21 protein-coding genes are annotated in these 25,179 nt (G+C 64.1%); 8 read left to right on the top strand and 13 right to left on the bottom strand.

All coding sequences use genetic code 11. The features are described from left to right. Positions 1–107 precede the first annotated feature (107 nt). Positions 108–1,538 carry a DUF1501 domain-containing protein gene (locus ACZ5WW_RS18075; protein WP_377165658.1) on the top strand — a complete coding sequence of 477 codons (1,431 nt, stop codon included), beginning with the start codon at positions 108–110 and terminating at the stop codon, positions 1,536–1,538. 24 nt (positions 1,539–1,562) lie between these two features. Here ACZ5WW_RS18075 and ACZ5WW_RS18070 read toward each other — a convergent pair whose 3' ends face one another. Further along, a complete protein-coding gene (locus ACZ5WW_RS18070) occupies positions 1,563–2,837 on the bottom strand; it encodes a Gfo/Idh/MocA family protein (RefSeq protein ID WP_377165660.1) in 1,275 nt (424 codons plus the stop codon). Positions 2,838–2,970: 133 nt separating this feature from the next. Here ACZ5WW_RS18070 and ACZ5WW_RS18065 point away from each other — a divergent pair, with 133 nt between their 5' ends. Further along, the gene (locus ACZ5WW_RS18065) at positions 2,971–3,600 is read left to right on the top strand and encodes a cyclase family protein (protein WP_377165662.1); all 630 of its coding nucleotides are present in this window, start codon (positions 2,971–2,973) and stop codon (positions 3,598–3,600) included. Positions 3,601–3,604: 4 nt separating this feature from the next. Here the strand turns inward: ACZ5WW_RS18065 and ACZ5WW_RS18060 are convergent, their stop codons facing one another. The 5 genes from ACZ5WW_RS18060 to ACZ5WW_RS18040 form a co-directional block, all read right to left on the bottom strand. Then, positions 3,605–4,213, bottom strand: coding sequence for a L,D-transpeptidase family protein (locus ACZ5WW_RS18060; protein ID WP_377165664.1), 609 nt, complete (start codon positions 4,211–4,213; stop codon positions 3,605–3,607). A 69-nt stretch (positions 4,214–4,282) separates the two neighbouring features. Continuing rightward, the gene (locus ACZ5WW_RS18055) at positions 4,283–4,483 is read right to left on the bottom strand and encodes a hypothetical protein (protein ID WP_377165666.1); all 201 of its coding nucleotides are present in this window, start codon (positions 4,481–4,483) and stop codon (positions 4,283–4,285) included. Between the two features lie 8 nt (positions 4,484–4,491). Beyond that, on the bottom strand, positions 4,492–5,337 hold the full coding sequence (locus ACZ5WW_RS18050; RefSeq protein ID WP_377165668.1) for a DUF6576 domain-containing protein: 846 nt from the start codon (positions 5,335–5,337) through the stop codon (positions 4,492–4,494). Between the two features lie 95 nt (positions 5,338–5,432). Further along, positions 5,433–10,766, bottom strand: a complete 5,334-nt coding sequence (locus tag ACZ5WW_RS18045) for a C39 family peptidase (RefSeq protein ID WP_377165670.1) — start codon at positions 10,764–10,766, stop codon at positions 5,433–5,435. Between the two features lie 95 nt (positions 10,767–10,861). Next, positions 10,862–12,163 carry an ABC transporter permease gene (locus tag ACZ5WW_RS18040; protein WP_377165672.1) on the bottom strand — a complete coding sequence of 434 codons (1,302 nt, stop codon included), beginning with the start codon at positions 12,161–12,163 and terminating at the stop codon, positions 10,862–10,864. A 98-nt stretch (positions 12,164–12,261) separates the two neighbouring features. Between ACZ5WW_RS18040 and ACZ5WW_RS18035 the strand changes: the two genes are divergently transcribed. Further along, complete coding sequence (locus tag ACZ5WW_RS18035) at positions 12,262–12,903, top strand: DUF4412 domain-containing protein (protein WP_377165674.1); 642 nt, start codon at positions 12,262–12,264, stop codon at positions 12,901–12,903. A gap of 1 nt (position 12,904) precedes the next feature. Here ACZ5WW_RS18035 and ACZ5WW_RS18030 read toward each other — a convergent pair whose 3' ends face one another. Both ACZ5WW_RS18030 and ACZ5WW_RS18025 read right to left on the bottom strand, forming a co-directional pair. After that, the gene (locus ACZ5WW_RS18030) at positions 12,905–13,924 is read right to left on the bottom strand and encodes a beta-ketoacyl synthase N-terminal-like domain-containing protein (protein WP_464694176.1); all 1,020 of its coding nucleotides are present in this window, start codon (positions 13,922–13,924) and stop codon (positions 12,905–12,907) included. Positions 13,925–13,926: 2 nt separating this feature from the next. After that, positions 13,927–15,198 (bottom strand): beta-ketoacyl-[acyl-carrier-protein] synthase family protein, encoded by a 1,272-nt coding sequence (locus ACZ5WW_RS18025; protein ID WP_377165678.1) that lies wholly within the window; start codon positions 15,196–15,198, stop codon positions 13,927–13,929. Positions 15,199–15,260: 62 nt separating this feature from the next. On the opposite strand from ACZ5WW_RS18025, the gene ACZ5WW_RS18020 reads away from it, so the two are divergent. Both ACZ5WW_RS18020 and ACZ5WW_RS18015 read left to right on the top strand, forming a co-directional pair. Then, positions 15,261–16,448, top strand: coding sequence for an AMP-binding protein (locus ACZ5WW_RS18020; protein ID WP_377165680.1), 1,188 nt, complete (start codon positions 15,261–15,263; stop codon positions 16,446–16,448). Further along, entirely contained in the window at positions 16,445–17,119 is a 675-nt protein-coding gene (locus ACZ5WW_RS18015) for a class I SAM-dependent methyltransferase (protein WP_377165682.1), read from the top strand. Before ACZ5WW_RS18020 ends, ACZ5WW_RS18015 begins: the two co-directional genes overlap by 4 nt. Here the strand turns inward: ACZ5WW_RS18015 and ACZ5WW_RS18010 are convergent. Both ACZ5WW_RS18010 and ACZ5WW_RS18005 read right to left on the bottom strand, forming a co-directional pair. Beyond that, a complete protein-coding gene (locus tag ACZ5WW_RS18010) occupies positions 17,066–17,893 on the bottom strand; it encodes a polysaccharide deacetylase family protein (protein WP_377165684.1) in 828 nt (275 codons plus the stop codon). The two genes, ACZ5WW_RS18015 and ACZ5WW_RS18010, sit on opposite strands and share 54 nt — an antisense overlap. Further along, positions 17,890–18,690 carry an LpxL/LpxP family acyltransferase gene (locus ACZ5WW_RS18005; RefSeq protein WP_464694175.1) on the bottom strand — a complete coding sequence of 267 codons (801 nt, stop codon included), beginning with the start codon at positions 18,688–18,690 and terminating at the stop codon, positions 17,890–17,892. The genes ACZ5WW_RS18010 and ACZ5WW_RS18005 overlap by 4 nt, the downstream gene beginning before the upstream one ends. 224 nt (positions 18,691–18,914) lie before the next feature. Here ACZ5WW_RS18005 and ACZ5WW_RS18000 point away from each other — a divergent pair, with 224 nt between their 5' ends. Next, entirely contained in the window at positions 18,915–20,468 is a 1,554-nt protein-coding gene (locus ACZ5WW_RS18000) for an NAD(P)/FAD-dependent oxidoreductase (RefSeq protein WP_377165688.1), read from the top strand. Between the two features lie 3 nt (positions 20,469–20,471). Here ACZ5WW_RS18000 and ACZ5WW_RS17995 read toward each other — a convergent pair whose 3' ends face one another. Continuing rightward, positions 20,472–21,227: a phosphodiester glycosidase family protein gene (locus tag ACZ5WW_RS17995; protein WP_377165690.1), complete on the bottom strand. Its 756-nt coding sequence runs from the start codon at positions 21,225–21,227 to the stop codon at positions 20,472–20,474. A 74-nt stretch (positions 21,228–21,301) separates the two neighbouring features. Between ACZ5WW_RS17995 and aroC the strand changes: the two genes are divergently transcribed. Next, positions 21,302–22,387, top strand: coding sequence for a chorismate synthase (gene aroC, locus ACZ5WW_RS17990; RefSeq protein WP_377165692.1), 1,086 nt, complete (start codon positions 21,302–21,304; stop codon positions 22,385–22,387). Positions 22,388–22,391: 4 nt separating this feature from the next. Continuing rightward, positions 22,392–23,093, top strand: a complete 702-nt coding sequence (locus tag ACZ5WW_RS17985) for a hypothetical protein (RefSeq protein WP_377165694.1) — start codon at positions 22,392–22,394, stop codon at positions 23,091–23,093. Here the strand turns inward: ACZ5WW_RS17985 and ACZ5WW_RS17980 are convergent. Next, entirely contained in the window at positions 23,074–23,700 is a 627-nt protein-coding gene (locus ACZ5WW_RS17980; RefSeq protein ID WP_377165696.1) for a hypothetical protein, read from the bottom strand. The genes ACZ5WW_RS17985 and ACZ5WW_RS17980 overlap by 20 nt on opposite strands. Before the next feature lie 30 nt (positions 23,701–23,730). Next, entirely contained in the window at positions 23,731–25,173 is a 1,443-nt protein-coding gene (locus ACZ5WW_RS17975) for a C39 family peptidase (RefSeq protein WP_377165698.1), read from the bottom strand. Positions 25,174–25,179 lie beyond the last annotated feature (6 nt).

The raw sequence follows: 25,179 nt of genomic DNA, 5'->3' as shown, positions 1-25,179 counted from the left end.
CACATGAATTCGCCCGCATGGACAAACCCGCCGCACGGATTGTGCTGCGCCGCTGGCCTGGATAGACGGCGTGGCCAATCAGCGATTTCTATGCGTCAATCAACGCCATGAACCTCCGCCACGAACTCCAGGCCGAATACGCCCGCTACCGCACCCGCCGCTGGTTTTTCAAAGACTGCGGCGTGGGGCTGGCCAGCATCGCGGCGGCGGATCTCATGTCGCGCACGGCGGGTGCCGCACCGGTTCCGGCAAATCCACTGGCGGTGAAAAAGCCTCACTACCCTGGCAAGGCCAAGCGGGTGATCTACCTCTTCATGGGCGGCGCGCCCAGCCATCTGGAGCTTTTTGACAACAAGCCCGAGCTTTCCAAATGGGACGGCAAGCTGCCACCGCCGGACCTTCTCAAAGGCTACCGCGCCGCGTTCATCAATCCCAACAGCAAGCTGCTCGGCCCGAAGTTCAAATTCGCCCGCCATGGCCAGAGCGGCGCGGAGCTGAGCGAGCTGCTGCCACATCTCTCCGGAATCGCGGACGACCTCACGATCGTGCGGTCGATGAAGACGGACGCCTTCAATCACGCGCCGGGGCAGATCTTGATGAGCACCGGCTCGCAGATTTTTGGCCGCCCCAGCTTTGGCGCATGGACGCTCTACGGTCTCGGCACCGAGAATCAGGACCTGCCCGGCTACGTGGTCATGCAAAGCGGCCAGAAAGGCCCCAGCGGCGGCATGAGCAATTTCGGCTGCGGCTTCCTGCCCACCGTCTATCAGGGCGTGCCCTTCCGCAGCAGCGGCGAGCCCGTTCTCTACCTGAGCAATCCGGAAGGCGTCAGCGATGCCACGCAGCGCGACACGCTGGACGTACTCAAGCAGCTCAACGAAGAACGCCTCGGCGCAGTGGGAGATCCCGAGATCGCCAGCCGCATCAACAGCTTTGAGCTGGCCTACCGCATGCAGCAGACCGCGCCTGAGCTGATGGACATCTCCCAGGAGCCCAAGCACATCCTCGACATGTACGGAGCCAAGCCCGGCGAGGCCTCCTTTGCCAACAACTGCCTGCTCGCGCGTCGCCTCATCGAAAGCGGCGTGCGCTTTGTGCAGCTCTTCCATGAAGCCTGGGACCACCACGGTGGTCTGGTGAACGGCCTCAAGCAGCAGTGCGGTCTCACCGACAAGCCCTGCGCCGCTCTCGTGCGCGACCTCAAGCAGCGCGGCCTGCTGGAGGACACCCTCGTCATTTGGGGCGGTGAATTTGGCCGCACGCCGATGGTGCAAGGCGGCAGCGATGGCCGCGACCACCACCCGAACTGCTTCAGCATGTGGTTCTCCGGCGGCGGCATGAAGCCCGGCATCACCCTCGGGCAGAGCGATGAGTTTGGATTCAATGTGACCGAAGACCCCGTGCACGTGCACGACCTGCACGCCACGCTGCTGCACCTCCTCGGCTTCGAGCACACAAAGCTCAACCAGCGCTTCCAAGGGCTGGATATGCGCCTCACCGGCGTCGCTGGTGAGCTGGTGCCCAAGCTCCTGGCGTAGGACAACCGTCCCGGTTGTCCCACCTCAGATCCCATACCCCGCCCGGTACGCCTTGTGGATGATCGCATCCGCCTCCGGCGTATTCGGCGACTTCATCGCCTTCGCATCCCACTCCACACGTTTGCCGAAGCGCACCGCCAGCAGTCCCACCAGCAGCGATTCCGTGAACGGCGCTGAGTACCAGAAGCCGCTCTTCGCATCCTGTGGGTTGCCGGTTTTGCAGGCTTCCAGGAATTCCTTGCGGTGGCCGCCCAGGCAGCGTGGGATGGTCTTCGCGGGGATGACGAACTGCTGCATATTCGTCTCCGGCACGAGGCGCGGTGTGCCAGACCAGCCACCGGCGAGGATGCAGCCTTTGTCTCCCACAAAGTAGATGCCGTTGTCGCCGAGGTTGCGGGTCTCCTCCAGGCCCTCGGGGCGTGGGGGCAGCTTGCCGCCGTCATACCACACCATCTTCACCGCAGGGCGGTCACCCTTGGCTGGGAAATGGTAGGTGATGATGCTCCATACGGGATAGGACTGGTTGTTGTTCGGCCCGCTTTCCGCCTCCACCCAATCGGGGGGATCGAGATCCAGCGCATAAAAGGCAGGATCAGCGTTGTGCACAGCCATGTCTCCCAAAGCACCGCAGCCAAAGTCCCACCACCCACGCCATTTGCGCGGGCAGAAATCGGGATGGTAGGCGCGTTCCTTGGCCGGGCCCAGCCACAGGTTCCAGTCGAGGTTCTTGGGCACGGGCGGCGCGTCCGTCGGGTAGGCCTTGCCCTGCGAGTCCCAAAACTTGCCAGGTCGATCAGACCACACATGCACCTCGCTCACTTTGCCGATGGCTCCGGCCTGGATCCACTCACGCGTCAGGCGGATGCCCTCGCTCGCGTGGCCCTGGTTGCCCATCTGCGTCACACGCCTGGTCTCCGCCGCCACGTCGCGCATGGCACGGGCTTCCGCAATGGTGTGCGCCAGCGGCTTCTCCACATACACATGGCGCCCGGCGCGCATGGCCATGATGCTCGCAGGCGCATGCACATGGTCGGGCGTGGCGACGAGCACGGCGTCGATGTCCTTCTGCTTGTCGATCAGCTCGCGGTAGTCGCGGTAGAGCTTCGCATTCGGGTACTTTTTGAGGGTGCCTGCCGCATGGTCCAGATCCACGTCACAGAGCGCCACGATGTTCGCCAGGCCGGAGTCGTCCAGGTCCCGAATGTCTCCCCCGCCCTGCCCCCCGATGCCGATGCAGCCGAGGTTCACCTTCTCACTCGGCGGCGTGAAGCCCGGACCGCCGATGACATGGCGAGGCACGATTTGAAAGCCGAAAACGGCCGCTGCAGTGGATTTAACAAACTGACGACGAGGAAGCTGGGACATCCCAAGAAAACGCAAAATAAAAACAACCTCTTGCTTAGAGCCTGCCCTCAGGCTCGTATTAGTCCTTATGAAACGACCTTGGAAAGACGTGTCCGTTCCCTTGCGCGATGGTATGGCACACTGGCCCGGTGATCCCGAGTGCCACATCAAACGCGTAGTCAGCATGGACGACGGTGCGGTATGCAATCTCACCCACCTCTCCATGAGCGCCCACACCGGCACCCACATGGACGCCCCGCGTCATTTCGTCGCCGATGGCATGACCATGGAGCAGATGCCGCTGGAGCCCGTCATAGGCCGTTGCCGCGTCTATGAGCTCGACTGTGAAGACCAGATCACCGCCGACGACCTCAGAAAGCTCAAGATCGCCCCGCGCCAGCGCCTGCTCTTCAAGACACGGAACTCCACCCGCAGCTGGGCCATGAACGAGTTCGACAGGGATTTTGTCTCCATCCGGGCTGATGCCGCCCAGTATCTGGTCGACCAGGGCGTCACCACCGTGGGCGTTGACTACCTCAGCATCGGCGGCTTCAACAAGGACGGGGTGGAAACGCACCAGATCATGCTCGGCGCTGGTATCTGGGTGATCGAAGGCCTCAATCTGGCCGAGATCAAACCCGGCTACTACGAGCTCATCTGCCTGCCCCTCAAAATCGAAGGCGCAGATGGCGCCCCCTGCCGCGTGGTGCTGCGCTAGCCGGCTACGGGTCCAGCTTTGAAGGGGCCGCATGAGCGGCCTTGTGGATGTGCACATGCACGCCGGGCCTGCACAGCTCCCAGCATTTCTGCTGCGGTGCCTCGGGGCAGCGCACGCAGCCGTGGCTGGTACAGCAGCCGCGCTCAAAGCCGCCGACGTGTACGCCCACGCCGTCGTCAGTCAGCCGCAGCCAGAACGGCATGGCGATGCCGAGATACTTGGTGCCCGCAGGCTTCGGCCCCTGGTGCTCCCAGGCCCGCGCCACCACGACCTCTCCGCCATCCGTCCTGACGTACTGGCCGTAGAGATCGGAGCGCTTGAGCGGCAGTTTTTCCTTCACCACAAAGTCACCCGTCGGGGTCTCATGGCCGGGCAGCCCGGGAGACACATCCATCTCCACCAGCACACACGCATTTTCGTCCAGCAGCTGTGCCGTCTGGCTGGCCAGCGAGATGTCCATGCGCACCTTGCCTGGCTTGGTGGCGGCACACCGTTCCTCATCGATGTGCCAGCGAGGATGCCTGAATGCCGGTGCGGCAGGCTGCTTTTTCACAAGCTGGCAGGCGGCGAGGCAGACAGGCAGCAGCAGGCAGAGATGGAGTTTGGTGGGCATGGTCAGGCAGAGGGTCCGTGCGAAATGTCAGGACACCCGTTGCATCATACGGGCTGCCCTGCGGCGGGATCAATGCCTGGCGGCGGCTTTTCTGGCCAGTTCAAACTGCGCAGTCTCCTCCTTCGTCATGCCAAAAAGGCGGAGCCTTTCAGTGCCACGCCAGCCTTTCGGCTCCACCCAGCGAACGGACCAGCCTGAGAGGTCCAGTGATTGGCGCGAGGTGGTGACAAACAGGCCTGCAAGCACCGGAAAGCAGCGGACCAGATTCATGGAAAAGGTCAGTTGGCCCGCCGCTTCATTTCCTCGCTCGCCTTGTCCAGGATGCGCCTCTCTTCGGCACTGAGGCTGTGCATGCCCTTGTGGCTGATCTTGTCCAGGATTTCATCCACCGTGGGCACGCTGCTGCTTTTGGGCGCGGCTTTGGCGGCCCGTGCGGCTGATGGCGCACGTCTGGGCCGGGAGGGGAGCTTGAGCGCGCCGGTCTCGTAGCGGATGAAAAGCCAGGCCACGGCGATGCACCCCAGGAGGATCAGCAAACCGGCCCAGTCGCGCACCAGGATTCGCTGCAGGGCATAGACGGCGTTGAAAATGGCCGCCAGCTGCCAGGCATCAATCGTGATCACGAGCAGCGATATTTTGGCGCGGGCATACAGCGCCGCGAAGGCGTTGAACACGCCAAACTCGAGCATTTGGATCCCTGCGGCAAAGGGCAGGCCCAGCATCATGGACATCCCGAAAGGCCCGCGATACCCCGCCAGCCCCAGCAATGTGGCCAGGAGGGGAGGCGTCAGCCAAAGCAGGATCAGCAGCTTGATGAAGGCACGCCTGCCCAGATGCCGCTCCACAGCCTCCCCAAAATTCCAAAGCATGTAGCAGCCCAGCACGACCCAGATGTCCGGCGGATTGAAAAGGACGTAGCTGAACAAGGTCCAAAACCGCCATTCAACGAATGCATTGTGGTATGTGTAGATGAGCCATGGAGCACCCGCGATGCCCAGGATGGAGGTCAAAACAATGCTCGCCACCCCCACAAGGGCGATGATGGCGGCGAGATACACAGGGTGTGTCTTCCACCACGTCAGCGGCAGGTGGTCTTTGGAGTCGGGAAGCCAGGAGTCAAACATGGTGGGGAAAGCGCACAGAAGTCACCCATGGTACGCTCCAGCGCCAATAAAGACTGTCATCCATTGACGCCATCTGCACACCCGGCGGCCTCCGTTCACTGCCTCAGCGGGGCTGGCATCGTCTGGGATCTGCGCAGCAGATCCTCCACCCTTTTTTCAAGATCCTGATCTCCGGCAGATTTGCCAGGGCGCTCGACAGGCGGCGTGTAAGGCATGGCCCGCGACGGCAGCTCGTAGATGGGTGTTCGCGACGGCGTCGTGGATGAGCCGCAATGGCGGAGCACGTTGATCGAAAAAATGACCGCGCAGACAAAGGCCGCCCTGGAAAATCCACCGCCCGATGCGGGCCGCTGCTCCCAGCTCCCGGTGCGGCCCCTCGTCTGCGGCATGGCCTCCGTTCGCGGCTTTGGCTGCTGCCAGGGCAGCACGCTTGCGCCGGTGTGCTCGCGCATCAGCCTCATGGCGCGCTCAAAGTCGCGCTTGGCCTGCAGCGAGACCGCCTGCTTCATGAAGTACTGGTTGCAGTCGGCCAGGAATTTCCTGTACCGCTCCCGCCCTGCGGCGGCCGGTTTCGTCATCACCTCACACAACGCACGGGTGATGTACATGGGCAGCCGCACCGGCGACTCCACATCGTCGTTGATGTCCGTGTCTTTCAGCAGCAGCAGCGCCTGGTCATAGTCCTCCTTCCAGGCACACCCCAGCGCCGCGATCACCGAGTGCAGGTTCCACGTGGAATCGCGGATTCCCTTCGTGACCACATGCATGCAGACCTCCTCCGCACGCTCCGGGCGCAGCAGCTCGCGCAGGCTCACGGCGAGATTCCACAGCACCCAGCCTTCCGCATCATCCCTCAGGTAGTCCGGCTCCAGCCAGTCTGCACAGGCCTGAAACTCCCCGCTCCTGGCGAGCGCGTAGCTCACCTTGCCCCAGATCTCCCCGCGCTGGCGCAGCTGCGGCTCGCAGGCCTGGATGAAGTTGATCACGTGCGGTTTCGCCGCCTGCGCCTCTCCGATTAGGTCAAGGTAGAGCGAAATGGCGGGATCCAGTCTGGCCCCGAGCCTCGGCAGCCATTCGACCAGCCGGCTCCAGCACTGCCAGCGCCGGTTCTGGGCCTCCCGGTGGACCCACAGCATGGCAAAGGCAGGCCCGAGCGTGTTGCTCTCCGCAGCAGCGTTGAGCGTCTGGTCCAGCATCAGGGCAAACTTGCGCCTGGAGTCGGTGAAGTAATCGAGAATGAGCTGCAGCAGCCCTCCCATCATGTCTGGGTGCACGGCCAGCGCGGAGAGATCCCTGCGCACCTGCTCCACATCATCCTTGCTGGCGGCTGCCAGCATGAGATACACACGGCTGATAAGCGCCGGCTGGCCGATGCCTGGCAGCAGCGCCGCCGCAGCACGCAGCCCATCCACATCTCGTTTTTCCCAGTAGAGGCCGAGCAGCCGCTCGGCAGCATACGGGCTGGAGGGGGCCACATGCAGCGCCTGCTTCAGGTGCTGGATTCCCTCCTCGCGTTTTCCCAGGCGCAGAGCCGCATCTGCCGCGACGCAGTAGGCACCGGCAGAGCGGGGCGCCAGGCGCACCATCTCCGTGGCCGCCTGCTGCAGCGCCGTCCAGTCTGAGCTCTGCTCCGCCCACTGCGCATACATCTCCCAGCCCCAGTAATAGTCCCGGTGCCTGTCCAGGATGGCGCGCATCTGGCGCATGGCTTCGGGCACGTTGCCCCGGACGGCGCGCAGCCAGGCCAGCCGCCCCTGCACCGTGTAGGGCACTTCACTGCCCCACGGTCCTTTGGCCGGCACCGCCATCGCTTCATCCAGTCGGCCCAGTTGCGCCAGGATTTCCATCCGGTAATCCCAGGCATCCAAGAGCCACGGATTGAGCCCCGTCGCATGGTCGAGCGCGCTGAGTATCGAGGAGATTTTTGCCAGCGGCAGGAGTTTGGCCAGGATGAGCCATGACCGCGCTTCATCAGGCCGCGTCTCTGTGAGGCCCGTCGCAGCCTCGATGAGCCGGTCCCTTTTCCTCAGCGTCTCCGCCCAGTTTTGCATGCAGCCCCACGCCCAGTTCTGCCCCGGGTCCTCCTTCACGGCGTTCTCCGCCAGCTGCCATGCCTCCTCACGTCGGTCCGTCTGCCAGAACAGCAGGGCCAGCGCTCGCCGGATCGTCATGTCCAGGGGCAGGCGGGTGCGTGCACGCAGGAGTTCTTCGATCGCCTCGCCCCCTTTGCCGTTGTCCTCCAGACATTCGGCCAGCAGGCACCAGCCATCCGTCCAGTCAGGGTTCAGATTCACCACATGCCTCGCGCAGGCGATGGCGGCATCCGGACGCTCCAGTGCCCGCCACACCAGCGCCATGTCACGCCAGGAGCCGGGTGTGAGCGCAAATTTTTGCGTGGCTTCCTGCGCCAGCAGCACCGCCTCGTGCTTGTGGCCGGAGTCAATCATCTGCGCCAGCAGCACAGACCACGCCTCCCACAGGTCCGGGCGCGCCTGCCAGATCTCACGCAGCTCCGCCAGCAGCTCCTCCTGGGAGAGGACGGTGAAGGCCAGCTCCCGGTAGGCATGCAGCGCGTTCCCATTCAGCACCTGCCGGATCATTTCCCGGCGGATGAAAGCCAGCCCCTCACGCTTGGCGGCGGTGTCCTCGCACAGCGAGAGCAGCCCTTCAAAGGAGGCAGGAAAGTTCACATCCAGCCGGATGGAAGTTTGGAAATGTTCGGCGGCTTGCTTCTCACGCTTGCAGCCGGCCAGCACCAGCCCCAGCACTCCATGGCTGGCTGCCTGGTCGGGGGCCACCTCCACCGCCTGCGACGCCGGCTCCACAGCCTCTTCGGCACGCCCCCCGTCACGCAGGATCAGCGCCAGCTCCCGCCATGCCCACGGATCTTCCGGGTGCAGCGCCGCCACTCGCCTGGCCTCCCTTTCCGCCAGCTTGGAGTCCTCCTCGCGCAGCCAGTGGATGTGGAGCTGCGCCAGATCGTGGTGGTGCGGGAAGCGCGCGCACACCTCCGCGAGATGGTTCAGAGCCGCCTTCTGCCCCCGCGTGGCCGCCAGCTCACGCACGATCCAGCCATGGGCGTCCAGCGCCAGCGGTTCCTTTTCCAGAATCTGCCGCCACACCCCCATCTCACTGGCGTGATCTCCAAACCGCCGGTGCAGCGCGGCACAGGCACGCAGCCACTGGCCCGGCGAGCACCGCCCCTCCGCACGCCGCAGCAGCTCCCAGGCCTTCGTCTGCTCCCCCAGGCGGGCCTCGATGCGCGACAGCTGGATCAGCAGCTCGCCGTCATCCGGCCGGCTTTGGACCGCAGCACGCATCACATCGACCGCTTCTGGCAGGCACATCGAGTCCAGCGCCTGCGCCAGCGTCAGCGCCGGCCCTCCGGACCTAGCCCCATAGCGGCGCCAGCGCTGCCTCAGCCACTCCAGCGCTTTCTCCGTGTGCCCCTGGGTCTGCGCATGCGCAAACCACGTCTGCACCACGTTCTCCACCTTGTCCGCCAGCGAAGCCGCGAAACGGTGAAACGTCAGCCATTCCTCCACCGGCGCACGCTGTGTGCGCCGCAGCATCTCCGCCAGGCTCACCACGCTGCCCGCATCTCCCGCCATCCGTGCATGCACACGCCACGCCAGCAGCCTCGCCTCATCCCAGTCACGTGCGTCTTCCATCAGCACGTCCACGAGGTTTTTGTACAGCGTCACAGGCGCCTTGTCCTCTTTCACCGCCTCGCGCAGCAGTTGCAGCCGCTCAGCCCGCCGGCCCATGGAGCGGAGCGCGGCGTTCTTCCAGTGCACCAGCCGTGGGTCTCCCGGAAATTTTTCCAGCAGCCGGTTGATGCTGTGCAGGCGCTCCACCTCATTGCCGTCAAAGTTCGCCAGCGACATCTGCCCGACGAGCACCAGCCGGTGCTCCGGCGCCAGCATCTCCATTTCCTTGAGCGCGGCGGCAGCGGCAGTGCGGTCATACTCGGCCAGCGCGCTGATGAAGCGGTGGTTGATGTCATAAAGCCCGCTGTCAGGCAGGTTCAGCCCGTTGATTTGCCCTGCCTGCTCCGGCGGCACCATCACCATGCCCTGCGGGCCCGTCAGCCTGTAATTCTCCAAAAACTCGGCGGCTTCGATCTCCCGGTAGTGCGGTTCGGACGGGTCTTGGATGAACAGCGTCTCCCGCAGCAGGTCATACCCGATGACTGCCTGAGCGTGAGCGGACCCCGCCTCCACAGTGCGCAGCACAAACGGCACCTTCAGGCTGATCAGCTGCCTGGCCGCCTCCAGCGTGACGGTGAATTCGCGCACAAAGAAACCGTTCGCGAGCGCCCATGCCCGTTCGCCATGGTCGTAGGTGCCGTCATAGCAGATGGCCTCGGCAATCTGCTCCATCGTCACAGGCCTGTCCCAGAAATGGGCCATGGCTGCCAGCGTCGCAGGTGCGCAGGTGTTGTGCTTCTGGTGCACAAACTCAAAAGGCAGCCGCTCGCGCACATGCGTGGCATCAGGAGCTTCCAGGCGCTTTGCCAGCGCGTTGTAGTAATCAGATTGGATCCCCCTGGCAAGCACCGCCGCCCCTTTGAAATCCCCCCTCAGGGTCAGCAGATCCACCCGCCTCGCAGCCAGCCACTCCCGGCTGTCCGCTTCAGACAGCACCGCCAGCTTCTCGTAGGCGTCTGCCAGCTCCTCCATGCCCGCGTGATCGTCATCCTCCCGTTTCAGCGCCATCAGCTGCGCCGCGATGGCGCACGACTGCATCTCTCCCATCGCCGCAGTGAGAAAGCCCACCGCCTCATCCCGGCGCCCCAGCAGGTGCAGCATGCGCGCGCGAAACTGCACTGCGGGCCGGAACCACGGGCGCAGCACCAGCGCTTCGTCCAGCGCCTCCAGGGCCTCTTCCCGGCGCTCCTCACTCGCCAAAATGCTGCACTTCTCCACCTGCAGCCACGCACTGGGCTCATGCACCGCCACCGCCTCGTGCCAGAGCTGCCAGGCCGTGTCAAAGTCACGGTACCCTGCGGCGATGACCGCCCGCATCGCCTTGAAATCTGAGAGCTGCACCGGCATGAGAGCCGTCATGGATTCCGCAGCCATGCAATGCCGCCACGCAGGCAGCGGACCCCGCCGCTGCTGCAGGTAAAAACCATAGTGCACCGCAGCCTCCGTACTCTGCCGGTCTTCATGCCGAGCCCGGCAGATCAGCAGAGACGCCAGGCGTCCCGCTCCCAGATTTCCGGCCAGCCGGTATCCAAAAGTCTGCGCTTTGGCCCCCCGCCACAGGTCCAGCGGTCCCGCCTTCAGCGCACTCTGATACGCCTCCACATACTGCCCCCGCTCATAGTGGGTCAGCGCCTCTTCAAGCACCGCCTCCTGGACATTCACCCGTTCCTGCGGCCGCTCACGCCTCTCCAGCTTGCTGATTTTAATCGGTTTTCCCATGCTATGACATGGAGATAGTGAATCACCCCGAACACATCAAGCATCAAACTTTAAATCAATCCGTTGTTTTGCTCAAAAATGGATAAAAATCATGCCTATCTTCGGGCACGATCCACAAGCACGGCCCCCAAAATCACCAGTCCAAGCACGATCTTCTGCGTGTTGCTTTCGACGTTGGTGAGATTCATGCCGTTTTGAATCACCGCGATGATGAAGGCCCCGATCAAGGTTCCCGCCATGGTGCCCCGGCCGCCGCTCAGGCTGGTCCCACCCACCACCACGGCCGCGATGACATACAACTCATACATCTGCCCATAGGTCGGCGAGCCGCTTTTCAGCAGTGAAGCCGTGACAACTCCGCCGAGGCCCGCCAGCAGCCCGCACAAAACGTAGGCTGTCAGGACCACACGCCGGACCGGTACGCCGGAAAGCTGCGCAGCCTCCACATTGCCGCCCACCGCATAGAGGTTTCTGCCCAGCCGGGTCTGCGTCATCATCACATGCGCGGCGGCGTACAGCACCAGCATCAGCACCACGGCATTCGGCAGCCCCAGCAGGTCCGCACCGCGCCCCAGCCACACAAAGGAATCCGGCACCTGGTACACCGACTGGTTCTCCGCCAGCCGGTAGGCCAGCCCGCTGCCCACCAGCATCATCGCCAGCGTGACGATGAAGGGCGGCATGCGCAGGCCCGTGATGAAGACGCCCGAGGCCAGCCCGCAGGCCCCGCTCAGCGCGATGCCGCAGAGCCCCGCCGCCAGCATGCCACCCACGCCCGCCTGCGTGCCGCCGCACACATCCCGCACAAAGAGGGTCGTCACCACTGCCGACAGCGCGATGAGGCTTCCCACGCTCAGATCAATGCCGCCGGTGATGATCACCAGCGTCATGCCAATGGCCAGAATGGCGATGACCGCGATCTGATTGGCGATGTTCAGCAAATTGTCCGTCTTCAGAAAAACCGGCCACGCATGCGCCCGGGGCTGCAGCACCACGGCGTTTTTAAGCGCAGGAAAATCACGGCCCAGATTGGCAAACACCAGCCACGCGGCGGTGGCCCGGTTGCAGGCGATCACGTCCGGCCCGCTGCCCGTCGCAGCCGCACGCTCCAGCGCGGCTCGGGCGTCCCGGGGCTCCCCTCTCACCACCTCGGCACGTGCTCCGAGTTCTGCCTTGAGAGCCTCGGCAAAGCCCGCGTCTGCCGCAGTCGGGCGCACCGCGATCAGCACTTTCGCCTTCGGATCAATCTGCGAAGCGACGTCTCTGGCCGCCGCCTCATCCTGCGGATACTGCCGCGTCCAGGTGGCAACGCTGAAAAAGGCGCACAGCAGCAGCAGCGCGAGGAGCATGCCGGAGCCGGCGAAGCGGTGTCGTATGTTGGCTGTGGGGCGGCTCATGGGGAAATCAGAATCAAATCAGGATCAGCCGCACAGTTCAAGACCGGAGACGTTCAGCATTGACCGCCGCCGTGAAATCGCGCTAGGATTTGACCGCCATGAAAACTCCAGCCCTTTCCTGCATCGCCCTGCTGCTGACCGCCACCTTTGCCAGCGCCGACTGGGTGATGGTGCAGAAGGTGGACACCGCCGGCCAGCCCAGCGAAGTGACCACCAAGATCAAAGGCGAGCAGGCACGCGTGGACATGGGGGAGAAGATGACCGTCATCGTGGGTGCCGAGGGCATCACCATGCTCATGCACGAGCAGAAGATGCTCATGAAGATGGACCCTGCCGCGCTCAAATCCGCTGCAGGCATGGCCGGCAAGATGGCCGGCGGCCCCGTCGCCAAACCCGTGGCCACCGGGCAGAAGGAAAAGGTGGGCGAATGGGAGACCGAAATCTACACCTGGGAGAGCTCCATGGCCAAAGGCCGCTTCTGGGTGGCTAAAAATTTCCCCGGCTACAAGGAGCTCAGCGCCGCCAACGACAAGCTCGGCAAGGTCGTGGGTGGCGCCATGTCCAGCCTCTCGCCGCAAGCTTCCGATTTTGACGGCATGGTCGTGAAGTCAGAGATGACCATGATGGGCAAAAACGTGGTCTCCCTGCTCGTCTCCGCCAAAGAGCAGGACGTGGATGCCAAGGACTTCGTCCCCCCTGCCGGCTACAACGAAATGAAAATGCCAGCCCTGCCGAAGTAGCCTACGGTTCCAGCACGCACGCATAGGCGGCGGTGTTTGCCCCCGGCATGGAGATCACCACCGGGCGCTGCGTCTGCCTCGCCGCCAGAGTTCCCAGCACCAGTTGCAGGGCGCACCCCGCCCCCATGCTTTCCCCCAGCACATGCTTCGGGCTCAGCACCGCCTCCCATGGCCGCACCGCCCAGGCGGCGGCTTCGGCATGGTCGATTTTGGAGATTCCCGTCCGGTCATTGATCAGCGTCGCCGGCCCCTCCACCCGCGCCAGCGTCCTCGCTGCAAGCTCCGGCAGCAGTCCACAGCGCTCCTCCCAGGACAGGTAGGCCAGCGGCCCTGTCACTTCGCTGACACGCGGCCCACCGCCGCCCGCAGCCAGCAGCAGCGCCCCCGCGCCTTCGGACGCCACGAGCTTCGGATGGTAATACGTCAGCGCCTCCGCGCTCAGCCAGTCGCACTCCTCGGCGGCGAGCACCAGGCACTCCTCCACAATCCCGCTCCTGATCCAGAACGCCGCGGTGTCCAGCGCCTCCATGATCGAGTTCGGGCTGCCCACCAGAGTGCTCACCGCACCGTCCACCCCCAGGAAGGAGGCAAGGTGCGAGGCCGGCGCGTTAAACACCGTCTCAGGGAAAATCAGCGGGCTCGCCTGCGCCGGATTTTGCAGCACCTCGTGGTAAAAGCGGCCGGTGTAGTTCACACACCCGTTCATCATCACAAACAGGATGCCCAGACCGCTTGGCGGCGCCGCCGGGTCATGCCCTGCATCCGCCAGCGCCTCCATCGCCGCTGCCACGGAGTAGCGCGTGATCGCGCTGGAGCGGCGCAGGCGCGGATGCCGCGCGACCTTCTCCGGCGGCGAAGCCGGCGCAAAGCGCGATTCACATGGCCAGTTCCTCCCATCCCCAGGACGCGCGCATGTTTGGGCTGGCAGCGGCCTTCCTGCCCGCACGGCCTCGTGCAGCGCCGCTGCGTTCCAGCCGGCAGAGCTCACCGCACCGACTCCGCGGATGCAGATCTTGTCCATGTTCATGCCGACCTCCTTTGCAGCACCAGCGTTGCGTTCGTACCGCCAAATCCAAAAGAGTTGGTCAGCGCATAATCCAGCGAGGCCCGGCGGAACTGGCGCACCAGGTCAAAGCGCACCGCCGCATCGGCCTCACGCACATTCAGGCTCGCCGGCAGCCACTGCCCCTGCAGCGCCATCAGGCAGATCACCGCCTCCACGGCTCCCGCACCGCCCAGCAGGTGTCCCATCGCGGACTTCGTGGAGCTCACGGGGATCCCCGCCACCGCATCCCCCGCCCACGCGGCGATCGCGGCCGCTTCAGCCACATCATTAAACGGCGTCCCCGTGCCATGGGAGTTAATGTAGCCGATCTGCTCCGGCAAAACTCCCGCCTGCTTGCACGCGGCAGTCATGGTGCGGATCGCCGCACGGCCCGCCGGATCAGGCTGCGTCAGGTGGTGCAGGTCCGTCGCCGTCGCGTAGCCGGAGACGTCTGCCAGCGCCGCGCTCTGGCGCACATCCTCCGCCTCCAGCAGCATGACCGCAGCCCCTTCACCCAGGGCCAGCCCGTCCCTCTGCGCATCAAACGGGCGCGGGATGCCGCTCGGCGCCAGCGCATGCAGACTGTCAAAACCGGCAAACACCAGCCGCGCCAGCGCATCGTAGCCGCCCGCCAGCACACGCTTCGCACGGCCGGACCGGATCATCTCCGCCGCCCAGCCGATCGCATTGGCCCCGGAGGCACAGGCATTGGAAACAATGATGACCGGCCCGCGCCAGTCAAACTCGGCCGCCAGGCTGCTCATCTGCCGCTGCGGCTGGTAGTGCTCCGCACGCGAGAGCTGCGAAGGCACACGCCCCGCCTCATGCCTCGCATGCTCAAAGTAGGACTCCCCCAGCGGCATCGCACCGGCGGACGTACCGATGACCATCGCGTCGATCCCCTCCATGCCCTGCCTTCCCGCCTGCGCCAGGGCCTCGCGCACCGCCATCAGCAGCATCTGCGTACCACGGTCAATGAATGTCTGCTTGTGCGCCGGCGTGCGACTGAAAAAATTCTCCACTGGCAGATCCACCACACCCGCGGTCTTCGCGATCATCTCGCTCGTGTCAAACAGCTCCACCGGCCTGAACGCAGTACGGTCTGCCGCCAGAGAGCGCTCATTGGCCTGCCAGCCAGCACCCAACGGCGAGACGATCCCCGCTCCGGTGATGGCGATTCGCTGTCTTGAAGGTGAGGGCGGGGAAGAGGTCTCGATGAGATTCGTTGTTTGGAGGGTTGAACTGCCCACGCAAGTGGTCATTCTGCTGCACGGCGCAGCACATCGTTTACGCTTCGCCGCAAGGACTGCAAATGTTTGGTGAACGCTGGGATCGTATTGTGGCTGAGCGCGGCGCGCAGGACGCATTGTATCTTGCAGACGGCAGCGCCACCACCTTCCGCCAGCTGGACGCCGAGGCACGTGCCCTCCGCCCTTCCGGCGACCACGTGCTCGCACAGGGCGATGTCCCGCAGCTTCTGCGCCAGTTGCTCGCAGGCTTTCTCCACGGCATCCCCGTGCAGATGGTGGAAAAGGACCGCTCACGCCGCGTCCCCGCCTCCCAGCCCCCGCACGGCACCGCCCTCATCAAGCAGGCCGTCGGCGGCTCCGGCGTCCGCCGCTGCCAGTTTTTCACCTTCGCCCAGATCGCCGCAGATGTGGACCGGCTCCACTCCGCGCTGGACCTCGGCTCACGCGGTGTCGGCGTCGCCGCGATTTCCTGCGCGCACTCCTTTGGCCTCACCATGACGCTGCTGCAGACCCTCCTCAACGGCGTGCCCACCTGCCACGCACCCCAGCCTTTTGCCCAGCCTCTGATGGATGCCATGCAGCACCACCCCCGGGTGTTCCTCCCTGGCGTCCCCGCCTTGTGGAAGGCCTGGCTCAATGGCAGTGTGCGCCTGGAAAATGTCTCGCTGGCGATTTCCGCAGGCTCCCCCCTCACCCTCAGCCTCGAGCGCCTGGCTCTGGAGCAGCACGGACTCAAAATTCACAACCTCTACGGTGCCAGCGAATGCGGCGCCGTCTCCTGGGACGCCACACCCGGCCTCCGCGCAGACGGGGACTCCCTCGGCACCCTTCTCCCCGGCGTCCAGGCACACACAGACGACGCTGGCCGCCTCGTCGTCAGCAGCACTTCCGTGGGCCTCGGCTACGACGAGCCCCTGCCCCACGAGCGCTACGGCAGCGGCGTTTTCACCACCTGCGACCAGGTCGAAATGCACGGGTCCCGCCTGCACTTCCGGCAGTCCCTGGGCGCAGGCATCAATGTCGCCGGCCGCAAGCTCAGCCCGGTGGAGATCGCTGAAAAAATCACGCGGGCATCACACACCGACTCGGTTCGGATCCATGGCGTCCCCAGCCGCGACCCCGAACGCTGCCAGGACATCGTCGCGGAGGTCGGGCTGCCGCAGGCCGGCATCGACGCCGCCTTCAAAATCAAAGCCTGCTCCCTGCTCGCCCCCTGGGAGGTCCCTCGCAAATGGATCGGCACATCATGAACGCTCCCCTCTCCCCCCAGTCCCTGCGCCGCATCTCCCGGCTTTGCAGCTTCCGCACCAAGCGCTGGGAGCGCTACTACACCAAGGTAAAGCTCCGCTCAGACCCGGTCTATGCGGCGGTGGCACAGCTGCTCGCAGGCTCCTCCCTGCCGGTGCTGGACATCGGCTGCGGCATCGGCCTGCTCGCCTTCTATCTGCGGGAGGCTGGCTACACCTCTGCCATCACAGGCTTTGATTACGATCCGAATAAAATCGCCTGCGCACAGAGCATGGTCGCACGCAGCGACTACAGCGGCCTTCATTTCATGAACGGAGACGCCCGCCACGGGCTGCCCGAAGCCGCAGGCCATGTGGTCATCCTCGACATCCTGCAGTTTTTCACGCGGGATCAGCAGACCGCCCTCCTCACCGCAGCGGCGGCTCGCGTGGCGCCAGGCGGCAGGCTTGTCATCCGCTCGGGCCTCCGTGACGACTCCCCACGCTTCCGCATCACCGTGGCTGGAGACTGGCTGGCCAGGCTGACCTTTTGGATGAAGGCCCCCCCGCTCTGCTACCCGGACCGTGAGCTGTTCGAGACCACCCTCGCCGCCGCCGGACTGCGTGTGCAGGTGCGCCCGCTATGGGGCGGCACCCCGTTCAACAATCACCTCATCGTCGCCGAACGCCAGTGAGGTGGGCGGCGTGTCGCATTTCAGACCGCTCGCCTTCAGCATCCCGGCCACCACATCTGCCACCTCGACCGCCACCGGCGTCCCTTCATGGATCAGCACGATCGCCCCGGCCTTCAGCCTGCGGGAGATGCGCCCCGTGATCGCAGGCACCTCCTGCAGCACACCATCAAAACCCCGTGCACTCCACAGCATCATCTTCAGCCCCAGCACCTCCGCTATCAGCGCCGTGAACAGGTTGTGGTGCCCGGCGGGTGGACGGAAAAAACGCGGCGGGCGGCCCGGGCACAGCGCGCTCAGAGTCTCCTGGCATCCCGCGATCTCCCTCCACAGCCGCACCGGCCGCAGCATCCAGAAGGTCGTGGCAGGGTGCGTCTGTGTGTGATTCCCGATCTCGTGCCCCCGCGCCATGATTTCCTGCACAAGGTCCGGGTGCTGTGCGGCACGCTCTCCCACAAGGAAGAACAGCGCCTTGATCCCATGCCGGTCCAGGATGTCCAGGATCGCAGACGTGTGCTCGGGGTGGGGCCCGTCATCGATCGTCAGCAGCACCTGCCCGCCGGCCTCGGGAAGTGTTTTGATCATCCGGCCAAACAGCGCGCAACGCGGCACCAGCGTGCCGACCATCATCGTTGTCAGCACCAGCGCAAAGAGCGCAAGCGCCTCCGCCCCCCGTCCGTTCCAGCCCAGCCAGACCACCACCGGCACCGGGGCCAGCCCCAGCGCCATGCGGAGGTACGCGCGCCTCAGGGCGCATGCACGGACGGCCGGGTTCATGGAGGGTCGCGGGTCACGAGCGGTTCAAACACGAACCATTGGTCCCAGTGTTTCAGCAGAAAGCCATGCATCACCTTCAGCCACGCCGCGCTGATCTCGTCCGCCTTGGGCTTGCGCCCGCCTTCAAAGAAAGGTTTGCCGATCTCAATCCGGTACGAGAGCCGTCCGCGCCGCGTGAGAAACACCGGGTAGCAGGGCACGCCGGTCACCTCGGCCAGGATCAGCGGACCGCGCGGGATCCGGTACGTCACCCCGTCGATGCTCGCCTGCGTCGGCGCCACATCCCCGATCACACGGTCCCCCTGCACACAGACCACCTCCCCCGCCAGCAGCCTGCGGCACAGCTCCATGCCCAGGTGCCCTCCGGGCTCGTTGTAGTGAATGTGCAGGTTGGGCTCGCGCCTCTCCTCCTCCTTCAGCTCCTCACTGCGAAGCTTTTTCAGCGAGTCCGAGGCCTCGGGCATGCGCACCGTATGGATGGGCCGGCTGAATTTGCGCGCAAACAGGCTGGCCCCGATGTCGTAGTTCCCCGAGTGCACGGTGAAGATCAGCGCGCCGTCCGCGTGTTTCTGCAAGGCCTCAAAATCCTCCCGCCCGATGATCTCCCAGTCGATCTCACGGCGGAAATGCAGGTACCACAGCCGGTCCAGGTAGGTCAGCGCAAACTGGATGAACACCTGAAAACCCGCCAGGCAGCTCGAGCCTCTCCCTGGCAGGAGCGCGCCCAGGTTTGCCCTCAGCGCCTCTCGCGGCGTCACCGCCAGCAGGTAGCCTATCGCGGTGAAAGGGTAGGCCATCACTGTAAACACGGGCGCCGGCAGCCACCGCATGAAAAACAGGATCACCCGTGTCCAGCATGCGTCATGCAGTCCCATGGGCTGGGGTGGCGTGTGCGTATTCGGCTGGCGGGTTGCAGAATCAGCGGATGGCATTATTTAAAGGCGTACTTGGAACAAGGGGAGACGTTCTGTTTCGACCGTCGCACCGCCTCCGACAACTGACTTTTTCACCTCTTGCACTCATGACCCCTCCTGGCACAGATTATGACGTGGTCATCATGGGCGGTGCATTTGCTGGCGCCTCTGCCGCCATGCTCCTCAAGCGCGAACACCCGGAAATGCGCATCCTCATCGTCGAGCGCACGGTGCAGTTTGACCGCAAAGTGGGGGAGAGCACCTCTGAAGTCGCGGGCTGCTTCCTCACCCGTGTCCTCCATCAGGGGCATCACCTCAGTGCCCACCACTACCAGAAGCACGGCCTCCGCATGTGGTTTTGCAAGACCCCGGACGACGACGTCGGCAGCCTCACCGAGGTCGGCCCACGCTACCAGTCCCGTCTGCCCACCTTTCAGCTCGACCGCGCCATCCTCGACGAGCATTTGCTCAAGGAAGCCTGTGATTTCGGCTGCGAGCTCCTCCGGCCGGCCACCATCAAAACCATCTCACTCTCGGAAGACGAAGCGCCCCACACGCTGGAAATCATGCCGCAGGAAGGCCAGATGCGCACCGTCACCACACGCTGGCTCATCGATGCCTCCGGCAAGGCCGCCGTCCTGGCCAAAAAGCTCGGCCTTCAGCGCACGATGGAAGAGGAGCACCCCACCTCGTCCATCTGGTGCCGCTTCCGCAACGTCAACGGCCTCGACAGCTTCAAAAGCCGCAAGCTGCACCCCAGCCTGCTGAAAAACGTTCACCAGCTCCGCACCACCGCCACCAACCATCTCATGGGCCACGGCTGGTGGTGCTGGATCATCCCCCTCTCCGACGGCAGCTTCAGCGCCGGAGTCACCTGGGACCGCCGTTTCTACAATCTGCCAGAAGGGCCCTCCCTCCTCGCCCGCCTCCAGGCCCATCTGCTCACTCACCCCATCGGCCGGCTCATGTTTGAAAACGCCGTCCCGGACGCCGACGACACCTTCTACTACAAGAACCTCGCCTATCGCTCCGAACGCATCGCCGGCAACCGCTGGGTCATGGTCGGAGACGCCGCCGGCTTCATGGATCCCTTGTACAGCCACGGTCTCGACTTCTGCGGTTACACCGTGTCAGCCGCCACCGATCTCGTCCGGAGAAACTTGGCCGGTGAGTACACCGCCAAGATCACCGACTACCTGAACATGGCCTACCCGCGCAGCTGGCGCCTCTGGTTCAACTCCCTCTACAAGGACAAATACTCCTACATGGGAGATGCGGAGCTCATCAACGCCACCTTCCTGCTCGACCTCTCCGCCTACTTCCTTGGTCCCGTGCGCGGGGTCTATGTCACTCCCGAGGTTGAGTGGAAGCACATGCCCTACGAAGGGCCCATAGGCGCCCTCTTTGGCAAGTTCATGGCCTTCTACAACCGCCGCTTCGTTCACCTCGCCCAGGAGCGCCGGCGCAAAGGCATCTACGGCCGCTGCAACAACGGCCACGTCTGGATGCCCCACATGAGCCTCTCCCCGGATTTCACCGCCTCGCGTCTGCTCTGGGCCGGCATCAAGGTCTGGCTCAAGGCTGAAATCACCACCTGGCTCGCCCCCACTCCCTCCACCGCCCCGGTGATGATGCAGGAGAAAAAGCCCGTCGAGGCCTGACCCTCACTCCGCCACAAAAAACATTCCGGCAAAGGTGTTGGTGGTGAATTTCACCTCCGGCTTCGGATCCACCGCCATGCTGGAGATGTCCCCGTCGAGATACAGCGCATCCTCGCAGCCCAGGTGCAGGAAAAGGCGCGTGAACTGGTGAAACGTCACCCGGCCCTTCACGGGGTCATCGCGGTCGCTCATGGCAAAAATGATCTGCCCGTCCTTCCTGCGCACCCCCACCGCATTGCGCAGCCTTTTGTTGGGCGAGTTCACCTGAAAGGCCGGGTGGATCACCCCCTGACGCAGCATCAGCGGCCCCGACTGCGTGGCCAGCCGCGGTTTCAGCCCGCTTTGGCCAAACTCCGCCGCCTCCATCACACCCGGCCCGGCTTTGTCGTCGAGGTAAAACACACCGTTGGGCTTCAGGAAAAAATTGCCGTCCCCAGCCTGGAGGTTCAGCGGCACCAGCTCCTTGCCCGCGCAGACCGTCAGCCCGCAGGGCTTGGGTCCGCGTTCGTAGATGCCCGCATTGGTCGCAAAGATGATCTTCTTCCCACGCGCAGCCAGCTGCCTGCTCAGACCGTTGAAATCCCCCAGCGGTCTGCCGCTTTCATCCAGCCACGCAAGCTGCAGCCGCGCCCAGTCCGCCTTGTCCACACGGTACAGGTGGTAGCGCCCGCCCTCATGCTCCACCGTCTCAGCACCATGCAGATGGGAGGTGAGCGTGGCAAAGCCGAAGAGCGTGAGCAGCCAGCTGGGAAAATGCATCCCGCAGTGTGCCCACTTCACGACGTTGCACAACCATCTTGAACCCTTGGCGGATTGCCCCATGATGCCCCCCCATGTCCAGCAGTCTCGGCACAATCTTCCACATCAGCACCTGGGGTGAATCCCACGGCATCGGCGTCGGCGTCGTCATCGACGGCTGCCCGCCCCGCATCCCCCTCACCGTGGAGGACATCCAGGCCGAGCTCGACCGCCGCCGCCCCGGCCAGAGCAAGATCGTCACCCCCCGCAAGGAGGACGACAAGGCCGAGATCCTCTCCGGCGTGCTCGACGGCCTCACCCTCGGCACCCCCATCGGCATCCTCGTGCGCAACACGGACCAGCGCCCCTCCGCCTACACCGAGATGCAGCAGGCCTACCGGCCCAGCCACGCCGACTACACCTACGATGCTAAGTACGGCATCCGCGCCGTCTCCGGCGGCGGGCGCTCCAGCGCCCGCGAGACCATCGGCCGTGTCGCCGCCGGTGCCATCGCCCGCAAAGTCCTCCAGCACTCCCTCACCGGCTACGAATGCCTGGCCTATGTGAAGACCGTGCAGCACATCGAGGCCCAGGTCCCCGCCGCAGCAGATCTCACCTCGGCGCTCATTGAATCCAACATCGTCCGCACCTGCGACCCCGTGGCGGCGGAAAAGATGATCGGGCTCATCGAAAAAATCCGCAGCGAAGGCAACAGCGTCGGCGGCATCATCGAGTGCGTCGTGCGCGGCGTCCCACCCGGACTTGGCGAGCCCGTCTTTGACAAGCTGGAGGCAGACCTGGCCAAGGCCATGCTCAGCCTCCCCGCCTGCAAGGGCTTCGAAGTCGGCAGCGGCTTTGGCGGCACCACCCTCACCGGCCTGGAGCACAATGACGAATTCTACATGGACGGCAGCACAGTCCGCACCCGCACCAACCGCAGCGGCGGCATCCAGGGTGGCATCAGCAACGGCGAGGACATCGTCTTCCGTGTCGCCTTCAAGCCCACCGCCACCGTCCTGCGCGAGCAGAAGACCGTCACCAACACCGGCGAGGACACCACCCTCGCCGCACGTGGCCGCCACGACCCCTGCGTCCTCCCCCGCGCCGTCCCCATGGTGGAGGCCATGGTCCACCTCATCATCGCAGACCACTTCCTGCGCCAGCGCGCTCAGAGAGGGTAAGGGCATGCGCTGGTGGCTCCTGCTGCTCGGGGTGACGACCTGCTGCCCGGCGCAGCCGCTGCCGGTCATCCCATTGGGCACCACGCCCAGGGAGGTGGAGGTTTATGACGATTCCAGGCGTCAGGCATTTCTGACCTCCGCCAGCGCGATGGTCACTGGAGTGGTGATTTCATCATCCTCGGAAGTCCATCAATCACCCACGGAGATCCTGCTGGAAGAGACCTGCCTCCTGCAAATCGAGACGATGAACGGAACCCTTTCTGGACTCGCTGGCGCCACAACGCTTCGGCTGGGTACCAGCTACGAACATGACAAGTACCTTCAACTGGAGCCGGACTGGGGAACCTACAGGCTTCTCAGCAAGGGGCAGAAGGTGGTGGCTTTGCTCAATGAGGAAGAAGGGCAGCCGGAAATCCGCCGCCAGGGCCTGGTCGTTTTAAACGAGAAAACACGAGCCCTGCCCGACATCCTTCGGCGCACAGGATTGGATGCCAGCTGTTTCACCGCAGCGGACCTCGCCATCCTCAAAGAGGCCAGCCCGCTGTTCCATGAAGAAGTGGTCACAGTGGCCGGGGCGATGGCCGACATCAGAAGTGACCATGCTGCCTGCCTCAACAAGCTGGTGGGTGTTTGCGTGGCAGCCTTCTTTGCAATCATTCTCTGTGCCGATCATTTCAGGAGTCGCTTTACCGCGCGCTGCATTTGAACTGAAGGCGGATCATCGGCGAATGTGGCTGGAGCTGCCTCACATCAAAAGAGAACCCGCGCTGACCGGCAATGAGGCTCCATTCGGAGTCCGTCTTTTTCTCGATGCTCACATCATCCCTGAGAAAAAGAACGCTGAAATCCTTCTCCATAAGGACCATGAAAAGATAAGCGCGCTGGTATCCCAGCAGCTGCTCCGCCCAGCGGGCTTCTTCCATCAGTTGGGCTTTGGCAGCAGTGGCAGGGTAGGAAAGCTGCCATTGGGAGTCCCTCATGCTTCGCACGTTGACTGCGTAGGCCCAGTTCTCGGCGAGCTTTCTCAGATGCTGCCTGACTGCCTGCACTTCCTCAGGATTGAGTGCCAGTGTCCGGATGGTGGCAGCTTGCAGCACATCATCCTCACGGTCTTTCATCACTCCAAGCAGGCCGAGGATGGAGGAAGGAACCAGCTCATGGTCCACGTACGGCACCCCTTGAAAAAGAGATGCGGGTGAGAGGGCTCCATCAGCCCCGGATGCGTTAGACTTCGCCGGAAACAGCCGGGCATGCAAAGCCACCCCGAGGCTCGCGCCGGCTACAAATGTCAACACCAGCCGGAGGAGTTTCATGGGGGGCTTTCCTCGTGCCAAGGCCCACCCTCAAAAACCCACCACATAAAAGTTCTGGTGGGACACCTGCTCCGCTTCAGGCAGCGTGATCCACCGCTCCTTGTAGCGCTCGCCCCAGCTGTCGCTGAACGCGATCTCATTGGTGTCCTTGTTGTACCCGATGATGAGCACGATGTGCGCGGTGTCCTTGTCCTTCGGAAGCGCGTTGTTTGCAGACTCCTTCGTGACCTTGTCCTTCCAGGAAGCCCAGTTGGTCACGCCCTTGCGCTCCTTCGTCCGCTGGTTCGCCGTCTCGTTGAACTTGCTCGTGCTGCACAGCGTCCACATCAGCGGCACCCCTTTGTCGATGTACTTCGCGATCTCCTTCATCTTCATCTCCCCTTTCCAGGCGTCAAAAGAGCGGCGCTTGCTCCGGATCTGCGGTGCCACACCTTCCAGCAGCTTTTCCACGCTCGTGCCTCCGCCAAAGCCGCTGTCCCCCGCGTTGGCTAGAATGTACATATCGGCAGGAATGCCGAGGTAGCGCATCGCGCGCTCCGCAGTCGCCGGCACACAGTAGCCCTTGGGCCCTTGGTCCACCATCGGCAGATCCCCCACGACCACGTCGCCGTTCTCACGTTTCTCCAGGTTGGCCAGCACACGCGCCCGGATCACCTTGTCACCCGTTTCTTCCACCTTGCCGCCCGCATCCGCAAACGCAGTGGTCACGATCTGCAGCCCCACATACACGCCTTCCGCCTCGGCCAGCAGAATCGCATGCCCGCGCCAGTCCCAGCGCTGCATGTTCATGCGCCCCGCCTTCTCTCCAAATCGCTCCTTCTTCGGCGCCCCCAGCTTTTGGGTCAGCGTGTCGGCGATCGCCACCAGGTCCTTGTCCATCGCCTTTTTCACGATCTTCGCCGCCTCCTCAGGCGGCGTGTCTTTGTCAAAGTGCATCTCCCCGCTGCCCTTGGCGCTGAAAAGATCCCCCTTGTTCGCAAACACGATCGAAAATCCCGTCACCCTGTCATTCTCCCCGTACATCGCCACGGAGTACGGATGCGCGCCAAACATCATGTAGTCTTCCTTCGTGTAGGAGCGGTAGCTGCTCGTGTTCTTCGTCTTCGACTCCTGCGGAATCTTCAGCTTGGCGGCGATCTCTTCGGCAGACGAAGTCCACAGCGGCTCGTCTCCAAACAGCGGCTGCCCCACCGCTTCGTTCACAGACGCCGGCTCCAGCTTGTCATTCGGCCCGGCCTTCCCGCCCATCGTCTTCACATACTGCTGGTCCGCCGCGGAAAGCGACGCCAGCGCAAAGGTGAACTTCTGCCCGTTCGCCGTCTCCAGCGTCACATTCGCACCGCTAACCCCCACCAGCTTTGCCTGCACCGCCTTGCCTTGCGTGTTCGTAAAGGTCCGGAGCTGGGACGTCTCGGCGGCTGCGCTGGCAAGGCTCAGGCCCAGCACTAGCAAAGTTCTTGCGGTTGGGTTCATGGCGTT

This window comes from Prosthecobacter fluviatilis, from assembly GCF_055388355.1.
Note: the sequence above shows the minus strand (reverse complement) of the source record. Positions and strands in the feature narration are given on the sequence as shown.